Origin of the sequence: Prauserella salsuginis (assembly GCF_024648885.1) — a bacterium.
Classification (GTDB): Bacteria; Actinomycetota; Actinomycetes; order Mycobacteriales; family Pseudonocardiaceae; genus Prauserella; species Prauserella salsuginis.
In genome coordinates, this window is the sequence record NZ_JANBBF010000012.1 from 69,445 (window position 1) to 87,657 (window position 18,213).

Annotated in this window: 14 protein-coding genes; 3 read left to right on the plus strand and 11 right to left on the minus strand. The window is 63.9% G+C overall.

All coding sequences use genetic code 11. The annotated features are described in order from the left end of the window. The first annotated feature begins 85 nt into the window (after positions 1-85). Entirely contained in the window at positions 86-2,131 is a 2,046-nt protein-coding gene (locus LY40_RS18180) for a hydantoinase/oxoprolinase family protein (RefSeq protein ID WP_258937544.1), read from the plus strand. After that, on the plus strand, positions 2,128-4,113 hold the full coding sequence (locus LY40_RS18185) for a hydantoinase B/oxoprolinase family protein (RefSeq protein ID WP_258937545.1): 1,986 nt from the start codon (positions 2,128-2,130) through the stop codon (positions 4,111-4,113). The genes LY40_RS18180 and LY40_RS18185 overlap by 4 nt, the downstream gene beginning before the upstream one ends. A gap of 236 nt (positions 4,114-4,349) precedes the next feature. Here LY40_RS18185 and LY40_RS18190 read toward each other — a convergent pair whose 3' ends face one another. The 11 genes from LY40_RS18190 to LY40_RS18240 all read right to left on the minus strand — a co-directional run bounded on the left by LY40_RS18190 (position 4,350) and on the right by LY40_RS18240 (position 16,517). After that, on the minus strand, positions 4,350-4,970 hold the full coding sequence (locus tag LY40_RS18190; RefSeq protein ID WP_258937546.1) for a TetR/AcrR family transcriptional regulator: 621 nt from the start codon (positions 4,968-4,970) through the stop codon (positions 4,350-4,352). A 121-nt stretch (positions 4,971-5,091) separates the two neighbouring features. Next, on the minus strand, positions 5,092-6,237 hold the full coding sequence (locus LY40_RS18195) for a YkvI family membrane protein (protein ID WP_258937547.1): 1,146 nt from the start codon (positions 6,235-6,237) through the stop codon (positions 5,092-5,094). A gap of 137 nt (positions 6,238-6,374) precedes the next feature. Continuing rightward, complete coding sequence (locus tag LY40_RS26190) at positions 6,375-8,108, minus strand: crotonase/enoyl-CoA hydratase family protein (RefSeq protein ID WP_372497759.1); 1,734 nt, start codon at positions 8,106-8,108, stop codon at positions 6,375-6,377. After that, positions 8,105-9,523, minus strand: coding sequence for an acetyl-CoA carboxylase biotin carboxylase subunit (locus LY40_RS18205; RefSeq protein WP_258937548.1), 1,419 nt, complete (start codon positions 9,521-9,523; stop codon positions 8,105-8,107). Before LY40_RS18205 ends, LY40_RS26190 begins: the two co-directional genes overlap by 4 nt. A gap of 56 nt (positions 9,524-9,579) precedes the next feature. Then, positions 9,580-9,897, minus strand: a complete 318-nt coding sequence (locus LY40_RS18210) for a biotin/lipoyl-binding carrier protein (protein WP_258937549.1) — start codon at positions 9,895-9,897, stop codon at positions 9,580-9,582. Beyond that, entirely contained in the window at positions 9,830-11,416 is a 1,587-nt protein-coding gene (locus tag LY40_RS18215) for an acyl-CoA carboxylase subunit beta (RefSeq protein ID WP_258937550.1), read from the minus strand. Before LY40_RS18215 ends, LY40_RS18210 begins: the two co-directional genes overlap by 68 nt. 35 nt (positions 11,417-11,451) lie before the next feature. Continuing rightward, positions 11,452-13,254 carry an AMP-binding protein gene (locus LY40_RS18220; RefSeq protein WP_258937551.1) on the minus strand — a complete coding sequence of 601 codons (1,803 nt, stop codon included), beginning with the start codon at positions 13,252-13,254 and terminating at the stop codon, positions 11,452-11,454. Further along, a complete protein-coding gene (locus tag LY40_RS18225; protein ID WP_258937552.1) occupies positions 13,251-14,090 on the minus strand; it encodes an SDR family oxidoreductase in 840 nt (279 codons plus the stop codon). The genes LY40_RS18220 and LY40_RS18225 overlap by 4 nt, the downstream gene beginning before the upstream one ends. Positions 14,091-14,192: 102 nt before the next feature. Next, positions 14,193-14,660, minus strand: a complete 468-nt coding sequence (locus LY40_RS18230; protein ID WP_258937553.1) for a MaoC family dehydratase — start codon at positions 14,658-14,660, stop codon at positions 14,193-14,195. Continuing rightward, entirely contained in the window at positions 14,657-15,928 is a 1,272-nt protein-coding gene (locus LY40_RS18235; protein ID WP_258937554.1) for an acetyl-CoA C-acetyltransferase, read from the minus strand. Before LY40_RS18235 ends, LY40_RS18230 begins: the two co-directional genes overlap by 4 nt. A 67-nt stretch (positions 15,929-15,995) precedes the next feature. Further along, the gene (locus LY40_RS18240; protein ID WP_258937555.1) at positions 15,996-16,517 is read right to left on the minus strand and encodes an acyl-CoA thioesterase; all 522 of its coding nucleotides are present in this window, start codon (positions 16,515-16,517) and stop codon (positions 15,996-15,998) included. 261 nt (positions 16,518-16,778) lie between these two features. Here LY40_RS18240 and LY40_RS18245 point away from each other — a divergent pair, with 261 nt between their 5' ends. Beyond that, a complete protein-coding gene (locus LY40_RS18245; RefSeq protein ID WP_258937556.1) occupies positions 16,779-18,158 on the plus strand; it encodes a PucR family transcriptional regulator in 1,380 nt (459 codons plus the stop codon). The last annotated feature ends 55 nt before the right edge of the window (positions 18,159-18,213 follow it).

Below are 18,213 nucleotides of genomic sequence, written 5' to 3' on the forward strand. Positions count from 1 at the left end.
TCGTTGTTCTCACCTCACACAATTGTGCCAGTGTGACGTGGACCTCATCGTGTGTCGGTGAAGCAACCAACGAAGAGGTACTGACGTGCGAAAACACCGAGTGGCAGTGGACGTCGGCGGGACGTTCACCGATGTGTGCGTGTTCGACACCGACACTGCGTCAACGACGGTCGCCAAGGTGTCGTCGACGCCGGACAACCCGATGCGTGCGGTACTGGAAGGCATTCGCGCCGCGAACGTGGACCTCAGCCAGGTGGCACTGTTCTCACATGGCACCACGGTCGCCACCAACGCGTTGATCACCAGGCGGTTCCCGAAGGCAGCCATGGTGACCACTCGTGGCTTCCGGGACGTGCTGGAGATCCGCAACGGCACGAAGTCCGACCTATGGGATGCGTACAAGGATGTCGGTCCGCCCTACATCCGGCGTCGCGACCGATACGAGGTCACGGAGCGGGTGAACTACGTCGGTGACGTGGTGACGCCGCTGGACGAGAACGAAGCCCGGCAGGTCGCACGCGTGTTGCGGCGCAAGGGTGTCGAGACGGTTGCGATCGGGTTCATCAATTCCTACGCCAATGCGGGCCACGAGCAGCGGATGAAGGAGATCCTCGCTGAGGAACTGCCGGGTGTTTCGGTGTCCACCTCCAGCGAGATCCTGCCGGAGATCTTCGAGTACGACAGGTTCTCGACAACGGTCGCCAACACCGTCCTGGGCCCCCTGGTGAGCGGCTACGTCAACGAGCTCGAGGGCGAGCTCTCCGGCGGCGGTTACGACGGAGATCTGTTGTTGCTGCACTCCGGCGGCGGTTCGATGACACCGACGATGGCGCAGCGTTACCCGGTGCGCTTGGCCGCGTCAGGCATCGCCGCGGGTGCGATCGCGGTGCGCGATCTGGCCGAGCGGTGCGGCTACGGCAACGCGATCGGCCTGGACATGGGCGGCACGAGCACCGACATCTCGCTCGTGCACAACAATGAGATCCGGCGGACCAAGGAATGGCACGTCGAGTACGGTTTCCCGATCTGCTTCCCGAGCATCGAGGTGCTCACCATCGGCGCGGGCGGTGGCTCACTCGCCTGGCTTGACGAGGCGGGTTCGTTGCGCAATGGGCCGGCCTCGGCGGGCGCCGACCCCGGCCCGGCCTGTTACCAGCTGGGCGGCAAGGAACCGACGAACACCGACGCCAGCCTCGTGCTCGACCGCCTCGGCACCGAGTTGGTGGGCGGTGCCATGAGCCTGGACCGTACGGCTGCCGAGAACGCCATCGCCGGTCAGATCGCCGAGCCGCTCGGCCTCGAGCTGGACGAGGCAGCCAGCGACGTGCTCCAGGTCGCGAACGCGAACATGGCCGACGCCGTGCGCCTAATCTCCATCCGGCGCGGCTACGACCCGCGAGATTTCGCGCTCGTGGTCTTCGGCGGGGCTGGTGGCCTGCATGGGGCGGCGCTGGCCAAAGAGCTGTCCATCCCGGTGGTCGTGGTCCCGCGTCACCCGGGCATCACCTCCGCGCAGGGCTGCTTGCTGGTCGACATTCGCCACGACCTGACCACCATGTTCCAGGCCGAGTCGTCCACCGCAGAGGTGGACGAGTTGGAGTCGGAGTTCGGCAAACTCGAATCCGACGCCACGGAGCGACTGCGGCGTGAGGGAGCGTCCGAATCCGACATGCTGCTGGAGCGGTCCATCAGCATGCGGTACTCGGGGCAGTGGCGCTCGCTGACCGTGCCGATCTCGTCCGGACCGGAGGCACTGGCCGAGGCGGTCGAGCAATTCCACGAGCAGCACGAGCGAGAGTACTCGTTCCGTAGGGACGATACGCCGGTCGAGCTGTATCAGCTGTTGCTCCGCGCGACCGGAACGACTCCGAAACCCTCGTTCCCACGTCGTGACAAGGTCGAACAGGACCCACCGGAGCCGATCGCACACCGACGCACGTACTTCGAGGAGTGCGAGGGCAGGGTCGACACCCCGGTATACGACCGTGAGCAGCTGGTGGCCGGAACCCGCATCCCCGGTCCCGCGGTGGTCGAGCAGCTCGACTCCACGACGGTCATCCCACCGGGAACTCCCGCGGTGATCGACGAGTGGCTGAACATCCGCATCCACGTCTCGGAGGCCTCCCGATGAGCGACACAACCACGGCCCGCGCGGCGGCGCAGGGGCGAGAGCTGGACCCTGTCACCTTCGAAGTGCTCAAGAACGCCTTCGCCACCTCGGTGGACCTGATGTCCGAGCAGATCCTGCGCACCTGCTATTCGTTCGTCATCTACGCACGGGACTTCTCATCCGCGTTGTGCGACGCGCAGGGCAACACGGTGATGCAGGGAAGCCAGGACCTCGCCGCGCACGTCGGCACGCTGCACTTCCAGTGCAAGGCGGTGCTGGAGGAATTCGGCTCGGACATCAATCCGGGAGACGTGTTCGCGGTGAACTGCCCGTACATGGGCGGGACTCACCTCAACGATGTCAGCTTCATCCGGCCGATCTTCGCCGACGGTGAGCTGATCGCGTTCGCGCAGAACAAGGGACACTGGGCCGACATCGGCGGCAATGTGCCCGGGTCGTTCGACGTCAACGCTACGACGCACTTCAGTGAGGGGCTGCGGATCACACCGCTGCGGGTGTGGCGCGGCGGTGAACTGATCGCGGACGTCGCCAAGCTGCTCGTGTCGAACACGAGATCGCCGGATATCAGCCTCGGCGACCTGCATGCTCAGGCAGAGGCGACCGGCGTGTGTGAACGGGAGATGCACCGGCTGGTCGGAAAGTACGGCAAGCACGACGTGGTCGAGGCATTGCAAGAGGTGCAGGACTACGTGGAACGAATCGTGCGCACCAGGGTCGCCGAGCTGCCGGACGGCACCTGGACCACCCGGGACTACATCGACTTCGATCCTGCGCACGGTGAAGGGCTCGTGCCCGTGCAGGTCCGGCTGACGATCGCGGGCGATCAGGTCAGCTACGACCTCAGCGGCAGTGCCGCGGCGGTGGCCAGTTTCCTTAACGCCGGATACGGGACCGCGTTCTCCGGCATCATCGCCGGTACCAAGACCTTCTTCCCGGATGTTCCGCTCAACTCCGGCTTTTACAACGCCATCGACGTCGATATCGGCCCGGAAGGGACGGTGGTCAACGCCGGCTGGCCGCACGCTGTCACCGGATTCTGTTCAGGGCCCTACGAGAAGATCATGAACGCCGGCTTCGAGCTGTGGTCGCGGATCGTTCCGGAGCGGGCGATGGCGTGCTCGTACAACCTGGAGTATCTCCTCATCGGCGGGCACGACGCGCGGACCGCCGAGCGTGACTACTTCATGTGGTACGACTGGATGGCAGGCGGCTGGGGTGGCCGAAGCGACCGGGACGGATCCGGTGCCACATCGCCGATCTTCGGGGTCGGTCTCGCGGTACAGCCGCTCGAGGGTCAGGAACGGCTGAACCCGGTGCTGACCACGGCGCACGAGCTCATCACCGACTCGGCTGGTCCTGGCAGGAACAGGGGCGGATCCGGGGTTCGCAAAGGCGGAACGCTGACCGACTGCCACAAGACGGTGATGTCCTACTGTTGCGACCGTGCGCGATCGGTTACGTGGGGAATCGAGGGCGGACTCCCGTCGATCCCGCACGGTGTGTGGATGAACGAGAACACCCCGGAAGAACGGTTTCTCGGTTCGGTTTTCGCCGGTGTGTCCGTGGAATCCGGGGACACTTTCGGTCGCCCGTCGGCCGGCGGTGGTGGCTATGGAGATCCGCTGGAGCGGGACCCCTCGCAAGTGTTGGAGGACGTGGTCGACGGCTACGTGTCGGTGGAGCGGGCGCAGCGGGACTACGGCGTCGTGGTACACGCGGTGGACCCCGAGATTGACCACTACGAGCTCGATCAAGCGGCAACCGAACTCGCCAGAGACGAGATTCGCAGGAACCGGAAGGCGTGGCTGCAGGCCGACCCCGAGGACGTCGCCGCGAGGTACCGCTCCGGTGAGCTGTCCATGCTGGACCTTGTTCGGCAATACGGGGTGGTCGTCGATTGGGGGACCGGTGAGCTCTTCCCCACTACCACCCGGCAGTTCCGCAAGATGCTGGCACATCGTACGGCGCAACACTGGATCTAAGCGGCTAGGGGCGGGGCCCGCACCCTTAGGTGCGCGCCCCGCCCCTAGCCGACGGCGTGCCACGCCGGCCCTCCCGGTTTCCCTTCGGTGGTCGTCATGGGGCGGCGAGCGCACGCTGAGGCGCACGGTCGGCCATCGACCGCCTGAAGCTTTCGTCAGAACCGGTCGCCACGACCTCGTGGCATGTGGAGAGAGAGGTGGCGCGGATCTGTAGCGAAGAGATAGGGCCATGCTAATCAGAACTCAGTCAGCTGGATGGGCCCCCACGTGTCGTCGATAAAACTGATTGTGAGGGTCTTTCCGTCTACGAGTGGTGACAGAACATCTGGATCGAGCAACGCATGCATGGCCAGTCCGTCGGTTAGTGCCACGAGCTCGATCGCCAAGCTTTTCGAGTCTCGCGTGGACACGATCGATCCGTCATCCTTGCATTCGTCGATGATGCGAGTGACGAAGCTCCGCCAATTTCGCAGGTAGCTCACGACTTCGTCGTGTGTTTCTTCGGCGGAGTGCGTCTCCGCGTAGTACTCGAGGAAGATCCTCGTCAGCGCCACCCGTCGCTCGTCGAGAGGCAACGTAGCCTCGATAGTAGCGTGGAGTCGCTCGAGTGGGGACAGGCCTGAATCGTGCAGTATCCGCGTCAGTTCCTTTCCTTGCAAGTGCGCCGCTCGTCGAAAGGCGCCAAGCATCAGGGTATCCCGATTCTGGAAATAGTGGTTAACGGCGCCAGTTGACCACTGAGCACGTTCTGCAGCGGCCCGCTTGGTTACCGAACGGGTTCCGCCCTCGGCTACGAGTGTCAACACCGCGTCGCAAATCTCGTTCCGACGCTGTTCGTGGTCGACGATCTTCGGCATAGTTCCGGCACCCTCTTCGACGGTCGTTAGGCGCAGCACCTTAATGCCAGGATAGCCGAGCTGTGTCGAGGGTCGAATTCGGCCCGTCAAGAGTGGGCAATACGCTATCCGGCGCGCCTTGTCAGGTCTGTTTCGTTGTACCGCCCGCTTCCGCTCCCGTCGCGTCGGGCGTTTGAGACTCCTCAGCATTCGATCTCGTGGCAGTGCCGCTGTGCGGCGTGCCCTTGATGATCAGCCAAACGCCACGGGTCATGAGTGGCAGTCCGAAAACGATCAGCATTCCCCATGCGCCGGCGGTGTAGCCCTGTGCCACGAGGTCGATGACGCCGATTTGGCTGATGATGATCGCAACGATCAGCGTGACGGCCGCGGCGATACTGTTCGTCCGACGCGTCATCGGGTTGCGGCCGATATCCTCGAGGTTGGCATTGATCCGGTTGAGTGCGCCTTGAACGAGTCCCACGGCCGTCGCGAGCAGCGTCCAACCGACCAGGATGCCGAATACAACGACTACCCAGGTTCCGTAATTGGATAGCATCGTGAGCCACGGGATATCTGACTCGAGTACGGCAGTGGAAGGATAGAACGCCATGACGGCCAAGTAGGTGAGGAAAAGCGGAATAGCGATGAGCCAGCCGAGGTTGAATGCCGACCAGAAGGAATCCTTGTGTGATTTCGCATAGCGCATCACAGGCATGGCCGCAGGGAAGATGCACAGGTATAAGGCACCATAGATGAGGCCTGACGATATCGAGGTCCACGATGTTGCAGCGGGGTCGATCGGTGGGGCGTTGTTGCTGAAGGTGGCGACCAGGTCGTCGCCTTTGAGTGATAGAACGAGGGCAGAGAAAATGAGGTACCCGAGTGTCAGCAGGATTGTTCCGGTCGAGTTGAATCGCTCCATCAACGATTGTCCGAAGAACAGCACCACTGCGACGGTGGTGACAAGTGCGGCGGAGGTCAGCCATGGGGGAACCCCGAGCGTGTCCGCCATGATGCTTCCTGCGGCGCTGATCAGCACACCGATGATCGTCACGCTCAGCATGAGATGCAAGAGGTCGTAAAGCCAGTAGAACGGGCCGATGAGTAGTTTTACCAGGCTGCGATAGTCGAACGTGCGATACCTTCGGGAAAGTTCGAAAACAAGGTATGCGAAGGTTGCCAGGATTATGAAGGTTGCGGCTACCGACATCCAGCCCATGGTTCCGAACTGTGCTGCGTACTCCACCGTCTCGCGGCCGGTGGCGTATGCGCCGCCGATGGCCACTGACTGGAATACGAGGCCTGCGAGGAAAACTCGTTTGAACAGGCCTGCCTTTCGCGTTGTTCCGGATTCTGTCGACGGCATCGTTGCCTCTCGGGTGGGGTGGGATGAGAAATCAGCTAGATTGGATTCGTGGCCGGTTACTTGCCGAGAAACTTGGGGTCTCGTTTCTCGGCAAAGGCCGTGGCGCCTTCGTGGGCGTCCGCGGAGCGCCATACAGGCGTAGCGATTCTTTGTTGCTCCGCCCATGCTTCGTCGCACGTCGCGGCGGAGTGTCGCGACAATATGCGTTTTGTCGCCGTCAGGGCAAGTGGTGCGTTTCGAGCAATCGAGGCGGCGAGCTCGTGGGCCACCTGGACTGCTTCACCGGACGGAACGACGCGGTTGACAATTCCGAGCCGCTCCAATGTCACCGCGGGAATGTCCTCCCCCGACAGTGCGAGCTCCATGGCAAGTGCGGCCGGGATACGTTCGGGTAGCCGGAGAAGCGAGCCACCGTCCGCGACGAGGCCGCGGGACACCTCGGGTAGGCCGAAGCGAGCGTCCTCGGCGGCGACGACCATGTCGCAGGCGAGAGCGATCTCGAATCCACCGGCGACAGCGAAACCTTCCACGGCGGCGATGATCGGAGTGGTGGGAGGATGTCGTGCCAGACCGGCGAACCCTCGGTCCGGGGTCTCGCCGACATCACCGGTCGCGGCGAAGGCCTTGAGATCGAGACCTGCGCTGAATGCGCCGCGCCCGTCCGGGAGCGGCGAACCGGAGAGGACTATGACACGCACGTTCGGATCTTCGTCGCAACGGCGGAACTCGTCGGCGAGTTGCCGAGCCACAGCGCTGTTGATCGCGTTGCGAACGTCGGGCCGGTTGATGACCACGTGTGCGACATGGGGGTGATCATCCAGCCGTTGGACCAGTTTAGAGTCCGGTGGGCAGTTCTGAGGCGCTACCTCGTTTGGCATGCTCATCAGGTCCTCCACATGAGTGGTCAACCGTACGTTTCCGACTTGCTGGCGTGTCGGCTCCGATCGCGATTCCGGCTGTGTGATCAGGGCACCGTGGACACCGGGCGCGCCTTCGACGACGATGATCGCTCCGGTCCGCCAGGTGTACTTCCGCGCCCAGCCATGTGACGGCAGAAGGCGCGCAACCTCGGAACAGGCCTCCGGGATGCCATGCAGAATCTGCCGGAAGAGAAGGTCCGAGGATGCCGGGTCCCGGGTTCCGATCACGACAGGTCCGAGAGCTGCGTTGTGACGGTCAGCTGGGTCGGCGCATGCTGGGGCGGTTTCCCACAGCGATTCCCACCATCCGGGGTCTCTGGCACCGCGGTTGTTGGGCAAAGCGGACCAGTTCCGATCGCGGGTGCCGACGAGTGCTTCCGTACGGATCGGGTTGGGCGTCGAGGCGATCTGAATGAGCAGCCCATGGACATGGTCCGGAGGGAGGAACAGTTCCTGCCAATCCGGAAAGTCGAGATCTTCGCGGACAGTCCGGAAACCGGCCTCCCGCAGTCGCGAGCGCACCCTTGCCAGGTTCGGGACGTTAAAGGTGATGTGGTGTGCCGCCTCGCCGTGGTGGTCGAGGAAACGTTCCATGAACCCGGATCCTGTGCTCGCGGAGGTCCCAGGGCAGGCAGCAGCCGCCCGGCGGAGGTCCTCCGCTGGGTCGGTCGGGGTCGAAATGAGTTCCAGCCGGCCTCCGCGGACATGGCCATCCGACACGTCGCCGAGATGCATGAGTACGTAGCGGAACTGCGGTAACACGCCTCCGACGAGAGGCTCGGCTCCGAGGTCGCGCCTGAGCATGCGGGCCGCGGCCAGTGGCCAGCGGACCCCGATACTGAGGTGATCGAACTCGAACCCTCCAGTCATGCCGACGCACTCCCCGTTGGCGATGGCGTCTCCGATTGCGTGGTGCCGGCCTGCGCCATGAAGGTTCGTGGATCCGCCGTGATCTCGCGGGCTGTACCCGCGTTCGCCCACTCGTCCGTAGCCAGTAAAGCTCGGTGGAACGGCAACAGCGTCGCCTTGGGACCTTCGAGCACGAACTCGTCGAGGGCCCTGCGCATCCGCGCCGTGGCGTCCTCGCGGGTTGCGCCATGGACGAGGACCTTGGCCAGAAGCGAGTCGTAGTGAGGCAGGATCGCCGTACCCTCGCGGACCCCGGAGTCGACACGGACACCGGCGCCTGTGGGCTCCTTGTAGCGTGTGATCGTGCCTGCCGAGGGGAGGAAACCTTTCGCAGCGTTCTCGGCATTGATCCGGACCTCGATTGCGTGTCCGTCGATCCGTACCTCGTCCTGCTCCACCGAGAGCGGTTGACCCGCCGCAGCGCGGAGTTGCTGTTCGACGATGTCGACACCGGTGATCATCTCCGTGATCCCGTGCTCGACCTGGATGCGCGTGTTCATCTCGAGGAAGAAGAACTCCGGTTCGCCGCTCCGGGAGCCGGTCACGAGGCCTTCGACCGTTCCCGCGCCGACGTAGCCGATCGCCCGCGCTGCATCCATGGCTTGCGCGCAGATCCGTCGCCTGAAGTCCTCGTCGATCGTGGGCGTCGGCGCCTCCTCGACGAGCTTCTGGTGCCGACGTTGGATCGTGCAATCGCGGTCATAGAGATGTACGACGTTGCCGAGCGTGTCGCCGAGAACCTGCACTTCGACGTGTCGCGGATCGGCGAGGTAGCGCTCCAAGTACACGGTGCTGTCGTTGAAGAACCGCTCGCCCTCGCTTTGCGCTCCGTGGAACGCTGCAGGAAGTTCATCGGGGTTGTGGGCTATCCGGAACCCCTTGCCCCCACCGGCGCCCGAAGCCTTGACGGCGACCGGATAGCCGATTCCGTCCGCTGAAGCCAGGGCCGCGTCCGCTGAGTCGACCGGTTCCAGTAGTCCGGGTACCGTCGGTACTCCTGCGTCGGCCATGATTCGCCGTGCATTGATCTTCGAACCCATCTCGGAGATCACCTGGGGACTGGGCCCGACGAAAGCGAGGCCCCTGTCAGCGACGGCCTGAGCGAACTTGGCATTCTCCGCCAGGAACCCGTAACCGGGGTGGATCGCGTCTGCACCGGCACGATCGGCGGCATCCAGGATGGCGTCGATATTGAGATATGATCCAGCTGCCGGGGGTTGACCGACACATACCGCCGTGTCGGCAAGCTTCACATGCATGGCATCCTGATCGGCTTCCGAGTAGACGGCAATGCTGCGGATACCGAGTCTCTTGAGGGTCGCGATCACGCGGACCGCGATCTCCCCACGGTTGGCTACGAGAACTGCGTCGAACATGGTTCGTGCTCCTGGTGGAAGTGGGTAGACCAATGGTGCGGCTGCCCTACGGACCGTCACTCAATCTCGGCGATGGGGTCGTCCTCGTCGACGGCCTGCCCTTCTTCCACGAAGATCTTCGTAATGATCCCGTCGGCCTCGGCCGTCACGGGGATCTCCATCTTCATGGATTCGAGGATGACGATCTCGTCGCCGGCACTCACTGAGGCTCCGGCGCTCTTGACGATCTTCCAAACCGAACTTGCGGTAGGGGAGAGAGGTTGGTGAGACAAGAAATCCTCCTTCTTTTCGGAGAAATGGCAAATATCAGGGGCGCATCGTCCACCGGCGCTTCGAAGGACCCAGGTCGGTCTCGACGCGATGTAAAGATGCATTCAGGAAGTCGGCGACCATGACACGGGTTTCGCGAGGGTCGATCATCGCCTCGACACCGAATGCTTCGACAGTTCGCCAAGGATCTGCGATGTTCTTGAAGTTCTCGTTGATGGCGGCACGGTATGCCTCCGGGTCCGGGGAATCCTCGATCTCTCGGGCGAATCCGGCTTCCACGCCGCCTTCCACGGGCAGGTCGCCCCACTCCGCGGTGGGCCAGGCTATCCGCAGTGATAGGCCGTCAGGGTCGGACGTGGCCGACACGGCCATTCCGTAGGCCTTGCGGACCTGGATAGTGACTACCGGCACGTCGGCCTCGATCAGGCTCTGAATCGCACGCATCCCCCAGCGAACCACGTTGGCGCGTTCGGCATCGGGGCCAACCATGAATCCGGGGACGTCGGCGAAATAGACAATGGGCAGGTGGAAGGTCGAGCACATGTCGACGAACCTGATCTGCTTTTCGGCGGCATGTGCGTCCATGGCGCCGCCCAGGTGCATGGGGTTGGATGCCACGATGCCGACGGGGATGCCGTCGATTCGCGCCAGTCCGGTCGTAACGGCTTTACCCCAGTGTTTGCCGATTTCAAAGAAGGAGTCGATGTCGACAATGAAGGATGTTATGTCGGTGGCCTTGTAGGGGCGACGATTGTTGGTCGGAATCTTCTCCAGAATCCTGTCGATAGGCCGATCGACAGGATCGTCTGTGGGTGTGCGCGGAGGCATTTGCCAGACGTTCTGGGGTAGGTAGGAAAGGAAGCGCTCCATTTGCGCGATCGCGTCATCCTCGTCGTCTGCGAGGTTGTCGATCGCACCGGACCGTGTCGCCACCTTCGCGCCGCCGAGCTCGTACTTGTCCGGGAGTTTGCCCAAGGCGCGTTCGACGAGCGGCGGACCGCCGGAGAAGAACACCGAGTCCTTGGTCATGACGGAGAAGTGGGACAGGACGGTACGTCCGGCCGTGCCGCCGGCGGAGGCACCACTGACCATGGCCAGCACCGGAACTTCACCGAGGAGCTCGTAGGACCGTCCCCAGCTCAATGACGAAACCAGATACGAATGGCCTTTTTCGCCTGAGGCCGCGATGTCACCGCCGATTCCCTCCATGAACATAACGAGCGGAATTCGGTACTCGTGGGCGAGATCCTCGACGAACCCGCCCAGCCCGCCCTTCATTCGGTCCAGGTAGGTCTGCGGTGCACCAGCACGTACCGTGAAGTCCTCGCCGCCGATGGCAACATGTCGTCCGCCGAACTCTCCCAAACCCATGACGTAGCTGGCCGGCATCTGGCTGCGGAGCGTCCCGAGTGCGTCGACGTCGTCATAGGTGGCGAACTCACCGATCTCGTGGAAGGACGTCGTCGCTTTGGCGAGGCGTTCGCGAATGGTCAGCTGACCACGTTCGTGTGCACGCTGGACGCGGCGGGCGCCGCCGAGTTCCCGGGCCCGCTCCCGCCGCCACTCGAACTGGGCGAGTTTCTCCTGCCATTCGGGTGGGATCGCTGGCTGGTCGTTCGTCATAGATGTTCTCTCTCCCGTGTTCGGGCGCAGGGTGGTTAGACGTCGATCGTGTAGACCGTGGCAGGTACCCCGGTGGCCTCTTCCTCTTCAGCGACCGCACGCAGTAGCCGGTGCTTCTGCACCACCTGCGTTCCCGGGGAGCGGACGATGTTCTTCGAGTCGGTGATCTGGAGGAACTTCGGACGTGCGTATGGTGCCACGTGATCGCGGCAGTAATTCTGAAAAGCTGCGACGGTGAACTCGTGCGAGTGTTCGTCGTCGGCGCCGGACGGCACGACGAACACCTTGATCTCCTGTTCGCCGGAGAAATCGTCGTCCACGCCGACAGCGGCACACTCCTCGACTCCCGGCGCCTTACGAAGTGTGGATTCCAACTCGTAAACGCTGACGTTCTCGCCTCTGCGTCGAATCGAGTCCGACATGCGACCGTGGAAGAATACGAATCCCTCTTGATCCATGCTGGCGCGATCGCCCGAGCGCACCCAGAGGTCCCGCCATGCCGAAGCGGTCGCCTCGGGCCGGTTCCAGTAGCCGAGCATCATCATGTGGGGAAACTTGGGTCGATAGACCAGTTCCCCGGGTGTGTCGGGCGGCAGCTCGTGTCCGTGTTCGTCGTGGATCTGGACCTCGAAGCCGACGCTGGGCCATCCGATCCCGCCGCGGCGTTTGCGGCCTGGGGTGTCGTAGAGGGGCCCGTCGGCCTCGGTCTGGCCGTACAGGGTGAGGATGTCGATTCCGAGCTGATCCTCGAAGTACTCGTATGTCCCGTCGGGAATCGGCGCCCCGATGATGCGGCGTAACGGCGTGTCTGTGGCGGCATCAGCGCCCTGCGATCGGATGGCGGAGAACAGGAAGCCAACGGTCCACGTCCAGGTTACGCCGAACCGAGTGACCTCCGACCAGAAGCGGTTGGCACTGAACTTCGGTCGGATGGCCACGGAGCCACCGGAAAGGATTACCGCGGAGAAGACGACGTGGAAGTCGGCATGGAAGAAGGGCAGTACGAAGTAGCCGGTGTCCTCGGAGGTGAGTCCCGCGACGTGGGCAATTGTGTGCCCGTTGGCGGTAGGGTAGCCGGCAGGCAGCATGACGCCCTTGGACGGGCCGGTGGTTCCTGACGTGTAGATGAGTGAGCAGAGTGCATCGGCCTCGACGGCATGTGCGATTTCGTCGAGCCGGGTGGCAGCGGGCGACTCCGGAAGGCGCGGACAGTGCGCGTCCTCGGGTGGAAAGTCGGCCAAGGTTTCCAGATGTCTGGCGGTGTCGATGCGTCGGTAGCAGCCAGCCACTGCTGCTTTGAACTCGGCGTCGAGGACGATCAATGACGGCTCGGAATCGTTGAGCACGGCCGCCAAGAGATCGCCGGCGAGGTCGTAGTTCACCGACACTTCCACGGCGCCGAGCCACCATATGCCATATTGCCAGGCTTGTCGTTGTGCCGAGTTACGGCACACAAGAGCAACTCGCTCGCCTGCCGCTACGCCTTTTGCCTGCAACAATGCGGCACAGGCACGCGCCCGGCGCGCAAACCCCCGGTAGCTCCAGGTGGCAATGGTGCCGTCCGGCTCCTCCCAGGTCAGCAGCGGGGCTTCAGGGCGGGCCGCAACCTGGTTGAGAAGATCGACGACGGGCGTGGATACATGGTGGCACGTGAGCGGGAACTCGGTACCCGGAGACTCCGTCTCTCGGTGCGGGCACGCAAACACCGTTGAGTGCGTCCGACTGGGCAGCGCGGGGTGTCCGGGGGCGCCGGTGGAGAAGTCCGGCGAGGAGCCCCGGGCTGCGGAAGACGGCGCCGGCGAGGTTCCTTGTGCCGGTGTGGGAGGAGATTCCGTCATGGGTGCAGTTCACCTCCGTTGACGTCGAGCACCTGTGCAGTGATGTACGACGCGGCTGGTGAGAGGAGGAAAGCCGTGGCCTCCCCGATCTCGTGGGGCGTTCCCATGCGTCCCAGCATCATGTCGTCGAGCCACTTGGTTTTGACCTCGTCCGGCACGTTTGCGGTCATGTCGGTGTCGATGGGACCTGGCGAAACACAGTTCGCGCGGATGTCGAAACGGGCGAACTCGATCGCGATGGTTTTGGTGAGACCGACGATGCCTGCCTTGGCTGCGGAGTAGTTCGTCTGACCGTACGAGCCGTGGCGACCCGACGAACTCGTGTTCACGATCGCGCCGGACGCGCCGCGGCCCGTCGTCGGCCGCGACTTCGGCTCACCGGGTTCGTCGTTCGTCGTGGATGCCGCGATGAGCGGCTGCAACGTCTGGCAGCCGAGCCACGTCCCCCGCAAGTGGGTATCCAGTACGACATCCCACATGTCGTCGTCCATTTTGGAAAGCGATTTGTCACGTGTGACCCCTGCGTTGTTCACGAGTCCGCTCAAACGGCCACCGAACTCACGGTCCAGAAGGTCTCGTGCGTCGTTCCAGCTTTCTCGTGAAGCAGTATCGAGTACCACCGGAAGGGCGCCGAGTTCGCGCGCCGTCGTTGTGATCGCGTCCCTGTCGATGTCGGCGACGGCTACAGTGCCGCCGTGCGCGAGAAGCACTTCGGCGGTGGCACGTCCGATACCCCGCGCGGCACCGGTGATCAAGTAGGTTCGCCCGCTGTGCTGTCGACGGGCGACCGGGCTTCCGGTATGCGCGGAGGAGGTGGCGGGTTCGCCGTGGGTCATGGTTGGCAAACTTTCATCTCGTAGGGGAGGCCTGCAGGAAGGCGTGTGAGATTGACGATTGGTGTGGTCGATCCTCGCCGAAGCGTGTGCCGCCGCCGTCGCCTAGCCGGAACGTCCGTGGCCGATCAGTAGAACGTCCGTTCCACTCTGGACCATTTCGCCGCGTTGATTTGTTACGTTGACAGTGAACGTGACGATTCCGTGGCCCGGTTTCGATCTGCTCGGCCTCAACCCGGACACGGTGTTGGTGACTGTGATCGTATCCCCGGGATACGTCGGTGCGGTCATGTCGCGTGACTCGGAGAGGTACGCACGAATGTCAAGATCATCGTAGCCGGGTGTTCGGGCTCCGGAACTGATCGCGAGGACGAGGAGTCCGTGCGCGATGCGCCGCTCGTACGAGGTGTTCGCCCGTACCCATTCCTCATCGGTGTGGAGAGGGTTGAAATCGCCGCTCAGCCCGGCGAAGTTCTGGATGTCGGTTTCGGTGACGGTGCGCCCGGCCGAAACGTACTGCGTTCCCTCGACGAGGTCAGCGAAGGCGAGAACGGATTTCTGCTCGGTGTTCATGCTGTTCGCTCCACGATCATCGCCATTCCTTGGCCGCCTCCGACACACATGGTTATGAGCCCTGTGGTGAGGTCGCGTTCGTTCAATGCGGTCAACATGGTGTTGACGATGCGGGCGCCGGTGGACCCGAAGGGATGGCCGACGGCGATTGCGCCTCCGTTGACGTTGAGCTTGTCCAGGTCGATATCGAGCTCGCGCTGGCAGGCCAAGACTTGTGCGGCGAACGCCTCGTTCAGTTCGACGAGGTCGATGTCGGCAAGGCGCATGCCGGTCTGTTCGAGTACGGCGCGTACGGAGCTCACCGGTCCGAGTCCCATGATTTCAGGGCTGAGGCCCGTCGTGGCCGTGCCGAGGATGCGGGCCTTGGGGGTGACTCCGAGCGCTCGTGCGTCGTCCTCACCGCCGATGACGAGCGCACTGGCCCCGTCGCTGAGCGGGCAGGCGTTGCCTGCGGTCACTGTCCCGTGGTCCCGGAAGACCGGCTTGAGTGCCGATAGCTTGCCGAGTGTGGTGCTCGGGCGGGGGCTGTCATCGGCGTCGACGACGGTGTCATCGGCCCGGACATAGGGTGTGATCTCGTCGGCCCAGAATCCGCGGGCTACCGCGGACGCCGCTCGGCTTTGGGAGAGGTAGGCGTACTCGTCCTGGTCTGTGCGGGAAACACCGCACAGATTCGCGACGTTCTCCGCGGTTTGGCCCATGGACACATACACGTCCGGTAGCCGGCCGTTCTCACGGGGATCGGTCCAGTGAGGGGCTGACCGGGCGGCGAGGTCGGCGGTTCGTGCACGGGCGGTGTCGAACGCGGGGTTCATCGTGTCCGGTACCGCATCGGCGTCGGAGTTCGCGTACGCCGTGCACGACTCCACGCCTGCGGACACGACGAAGCGGGACTCCCCGGCGGCGATCGCGTGTGCCGCCTGCCGAGTTGTCTGGACGGAGGACGCGCAGTACCGGTTCACGGTCGCCGCAGGTACCAGGTCAAGGTCGAGGAGATTGGTTGCGATCTTGGCGATATTGAAGCCTTGGACGCCCGCGGGCGAGCCGCAGCCTACGAGGACGTCGGCGAGGAGCTGTTCGTCGCGGATCGGGGCGACCTGGTCGAGCGCTGCACCGATGATCTGCGCGACCATGTCATCGGCGCGCTCGTCCTTGAGAGACCCTTTGCCGGCGCGCCCGATCGGCGTTCGGGCCGAGGCAACGATGACCGGTGTTTGTCCCGGTCTGGATCCGAGGGTTCGTCGCCTCGGCGTTGAAGGCGTGTTCATGTCCCTACCTGTCATCGGGAGAGGTGGCGCGGGGCGGGGTACCGCTGTTCCCGTGATATCGGGCTGTTCATTGGCCGATGCGATCGAAACCGGACGTATCGATGGACCCTGGGGCTCGCGGTGAGGTCGCTAAAGGGAGTTCCAGGGCGGTGCGTTCGGCATCGGTGAGCGGGCGCGTTTCCCGGGTCTCCGGGGACCAGAGGAGCAGGACGCACGTGATCCGGGCGACGACGATGGTGGAATTCGAACCGGAGCGGATACTCAGCGTCTCCTGCGTGCGCACACTCTTGGTGCCGACGCGCTCGACGATCGCACTGAACTCGACGTGTTCTGCAGCGTGATTCAGCTCCGCCACGTAGTCGATGGACAGGTGGGCGATGACGTAACTCTGCGGGTTGCGCAGTCCCAGTGTTTCGCCCAGCCAGCGGGTCCGGCCCTCGTCGGCCAGTGAAAGGTATTCGGCGTGGTAGACGTGCCCCTGGGAGTCGAGGTCGCGCCAGCGGAGAGGTACGCGGTATGTGGCGGCTTCGGCTGCCGGGGAGCCGGTGGTGTCGCACGTCGGCACGCCTGTGGATGCATCGGATGTCATGCAGTGCAGTCCCCAAGTTCGTGGGTAGTCAACATCGGTGTTGTGGCTTGCTGCAGGTTTTATTCCGATCGGTTGGTTTAGAATACACACGGGCCGTCGTCGTGACTAGCCCTACGTGTCGACACGTTCCCGATCTGGCGGGTAGACAACCTGAGTAAGAAGTCCGGTTCGACAGTATGAAGGCCGCCTGTGTCCGCACCTACCGTTGCGTCGCTCTGCTCGTCGTTGGGTGGCCACCTGACGACTGCCCCGGGGTTCACTGTGACCAGTGCGGTGGTGAGCGCTGTTCACATCAGCGAGTTGCCTGAACCCAATGCCTATCTGGCGGGCGGCGAGCTGTTGCTCACGACCGGTTTGGTTCTGCCCGAGGACGAGGCCGGCTGTCGGCGTTATGTCGCCAGGCTCGTCGAGGCGGAGATCAGTGCGCTCGCATTCGGTCTCGGGCCGGTCCACGAAAGGGTTCCGGCAGCTCTGGTCGCCGCGTGCAAGGAAGCCGGGCTCGTGCTGCTCGTGGTGCCAGCGGCGACCGGGTTCTTGACGATCTCCAGCGCTTACTGGGCGGCCCGTTCGCGTTCGACCGAGCGGCAACTCAACGACGCGGTCGCGGCGCAGCGCGCGTTGGTGGACGCGGCGGCCGCTGTCGATCCGGTCGCCTCGATTCTGCAGCGCCTTGCCAGGACGTTGGACGGCTGGGTGGCCCTGCTGGATGCGGCGGGGGAGATCGACCTGACCTATCCCACGTCGTTCCGCGATGACGCGGCCGACCTTCGGGACGAGGTGGCGCGCCTTGAGGTGGCAGGCGTGCATTCCTCGGCGTCCTTCACTATCGCCGACCATGTTGTCGCGGTGTTCCCGCTTGCGGTGGGGGACCGCATCGTCGGGTATCTCGCGGCGGGGTCACCGCGTCGACTGGAGCCTACGCAGCGACAGGTGATTCTGACGGCGGTAGTGCTGCTGAGTCTGGACGTCCTGCGGATCGGGGGTGGCGGATACACGCGGGAGGCGAATCGGCGTTGTGTGGCCTTGCTTGTCGACTCGGGCATGGTCGACGCGGCGCGTCGGCTGGCCGCCGAGACCGGAAGTCCGGTTCCTGGCCGTGAAATGCGGGTGCTGGCTGCGCGTGGCCGCAGTAGTGACGACCTGGTGGCGACAGTGGAGGCGTGGTGCCCTGCGGCGCTGGCTGTCCGTGTGGACTGCTCGACTGCCTGGTTCGTTCTTCCTGCCGACGGTGAAATCGGTGACCTGGTGAACCGGGTTCGCGCCGCTGATCCGTCCGGTGCCGTAGTCGCCTCCGATTTGGTTGCGTCCGAATCGGCAGGTGCGACGCGAGTTCGTCTTCTCCGTGCCCTTCATGGGCTGGCGGCCGGTGAGGCCGTGTTGCCCCGGACGAACCTGTGTGGTGTCGTTCCTCGTGCCGTGGAACGTTTCGCAGCAGAAGCGAGCGCGGAGTTGCGCGAGGCGCTCGTGGGGTATCTGCGACACCGCGGACAGTGGGAACAGGCTGCTCGGGCTCTGACGTTGCATCGCAACACGCTGCGGTATCGGGTGAGCCGTGCGCTTGAGATACTCGGTCTTGACCTCGACGATCCGGACCTCGCGGCGGAGACCTGGCTGGCTCTTCGGGATCGCGGGCTCGCATGAGGCGGGTCGCCCGCGCGGTTGGTCATTCTGACCAAGACCTCGTTGGATTCGTCGG

Bases quoted from the DNA above. Each gene is read 5' to 3' on its own strand.
- LY40_RS18205 (WP_258937548.1), bottom strand. From the start codon at position 9,523: ATGTTCGACGCAGTTCTCGTAGCCAACCGTGGGGAGATCGCGGTCCGC.
- LY40_RS18185 (WP_258937545.1), top strand. From the start codon at position 2,128: ATGAGCGACACAACCACGGCCCGCGCGGCGGCGCAGGGGCGAGAGCTG.
- LY40_RS18215 (WP_258937550.1), bottom strand. From the start codon at position 11,416: ATGACGAACGACCAGCCAGCGATCCCACCCGAATGGCAGGAGAAACTC.
- LY40_RS18240 (WP_258937555.1), bottom strand. From the start codon at position 16,517: ATGACATCCGATGCATCCACAGGCGTGCCGACGTGCGACACCACCGGC.
- LY40_RS18230 (WP_258937553.1), bottom strand. From the start codon at position 14,660: ATGAACACCGAGCAGAAATCCGTTCTCGCCTTCGCTGACCTCGTCGAG.
- LY40_RS18190 (WP_258937546.1), bottom strand. From the start codon at position 4,970: ATGCCGAAGATCGTCGACCACGAACAGCGTCGGAACGAGATTTGCGAC.
- LY40_RS26190 (WP_372497759.1), bottom strand. From the start codon at position 8,108: ATGACTGGAGGGTTCGAGTTCGATCACCTCAGTATCGGGGTCCGCTGG.
- LY40_RS18235 (WP_258937554.1), bottom strand. From the start codon at position 15,928: ATGAACACGCCTTCAACGCCGAGGCGACGAACCCTCGGATCCAGACCG.
- LY40_RS18210 (WP_258937549.1), bottom strand. From the start codon at position 9,897: ATGCATCTTTACATCGCGTCGAGACCGACCTGGGTCCTTCGAAGCGCC.
- LY40_RS18220 (WP_258937551.1), bottom strand. From the start codon at position 13,254: ATGACGGAATCTCCTCCCACACCGGCACAAGGAACCTCGCCGGCGCCG.
- LY40_RS18225 (WP_258937552.1), bottom strand. From the start codon at position 14,090: ATGACCCACGGCGAACCCGCCACCTCCTCCGCGCATACCGGAAGCCCG.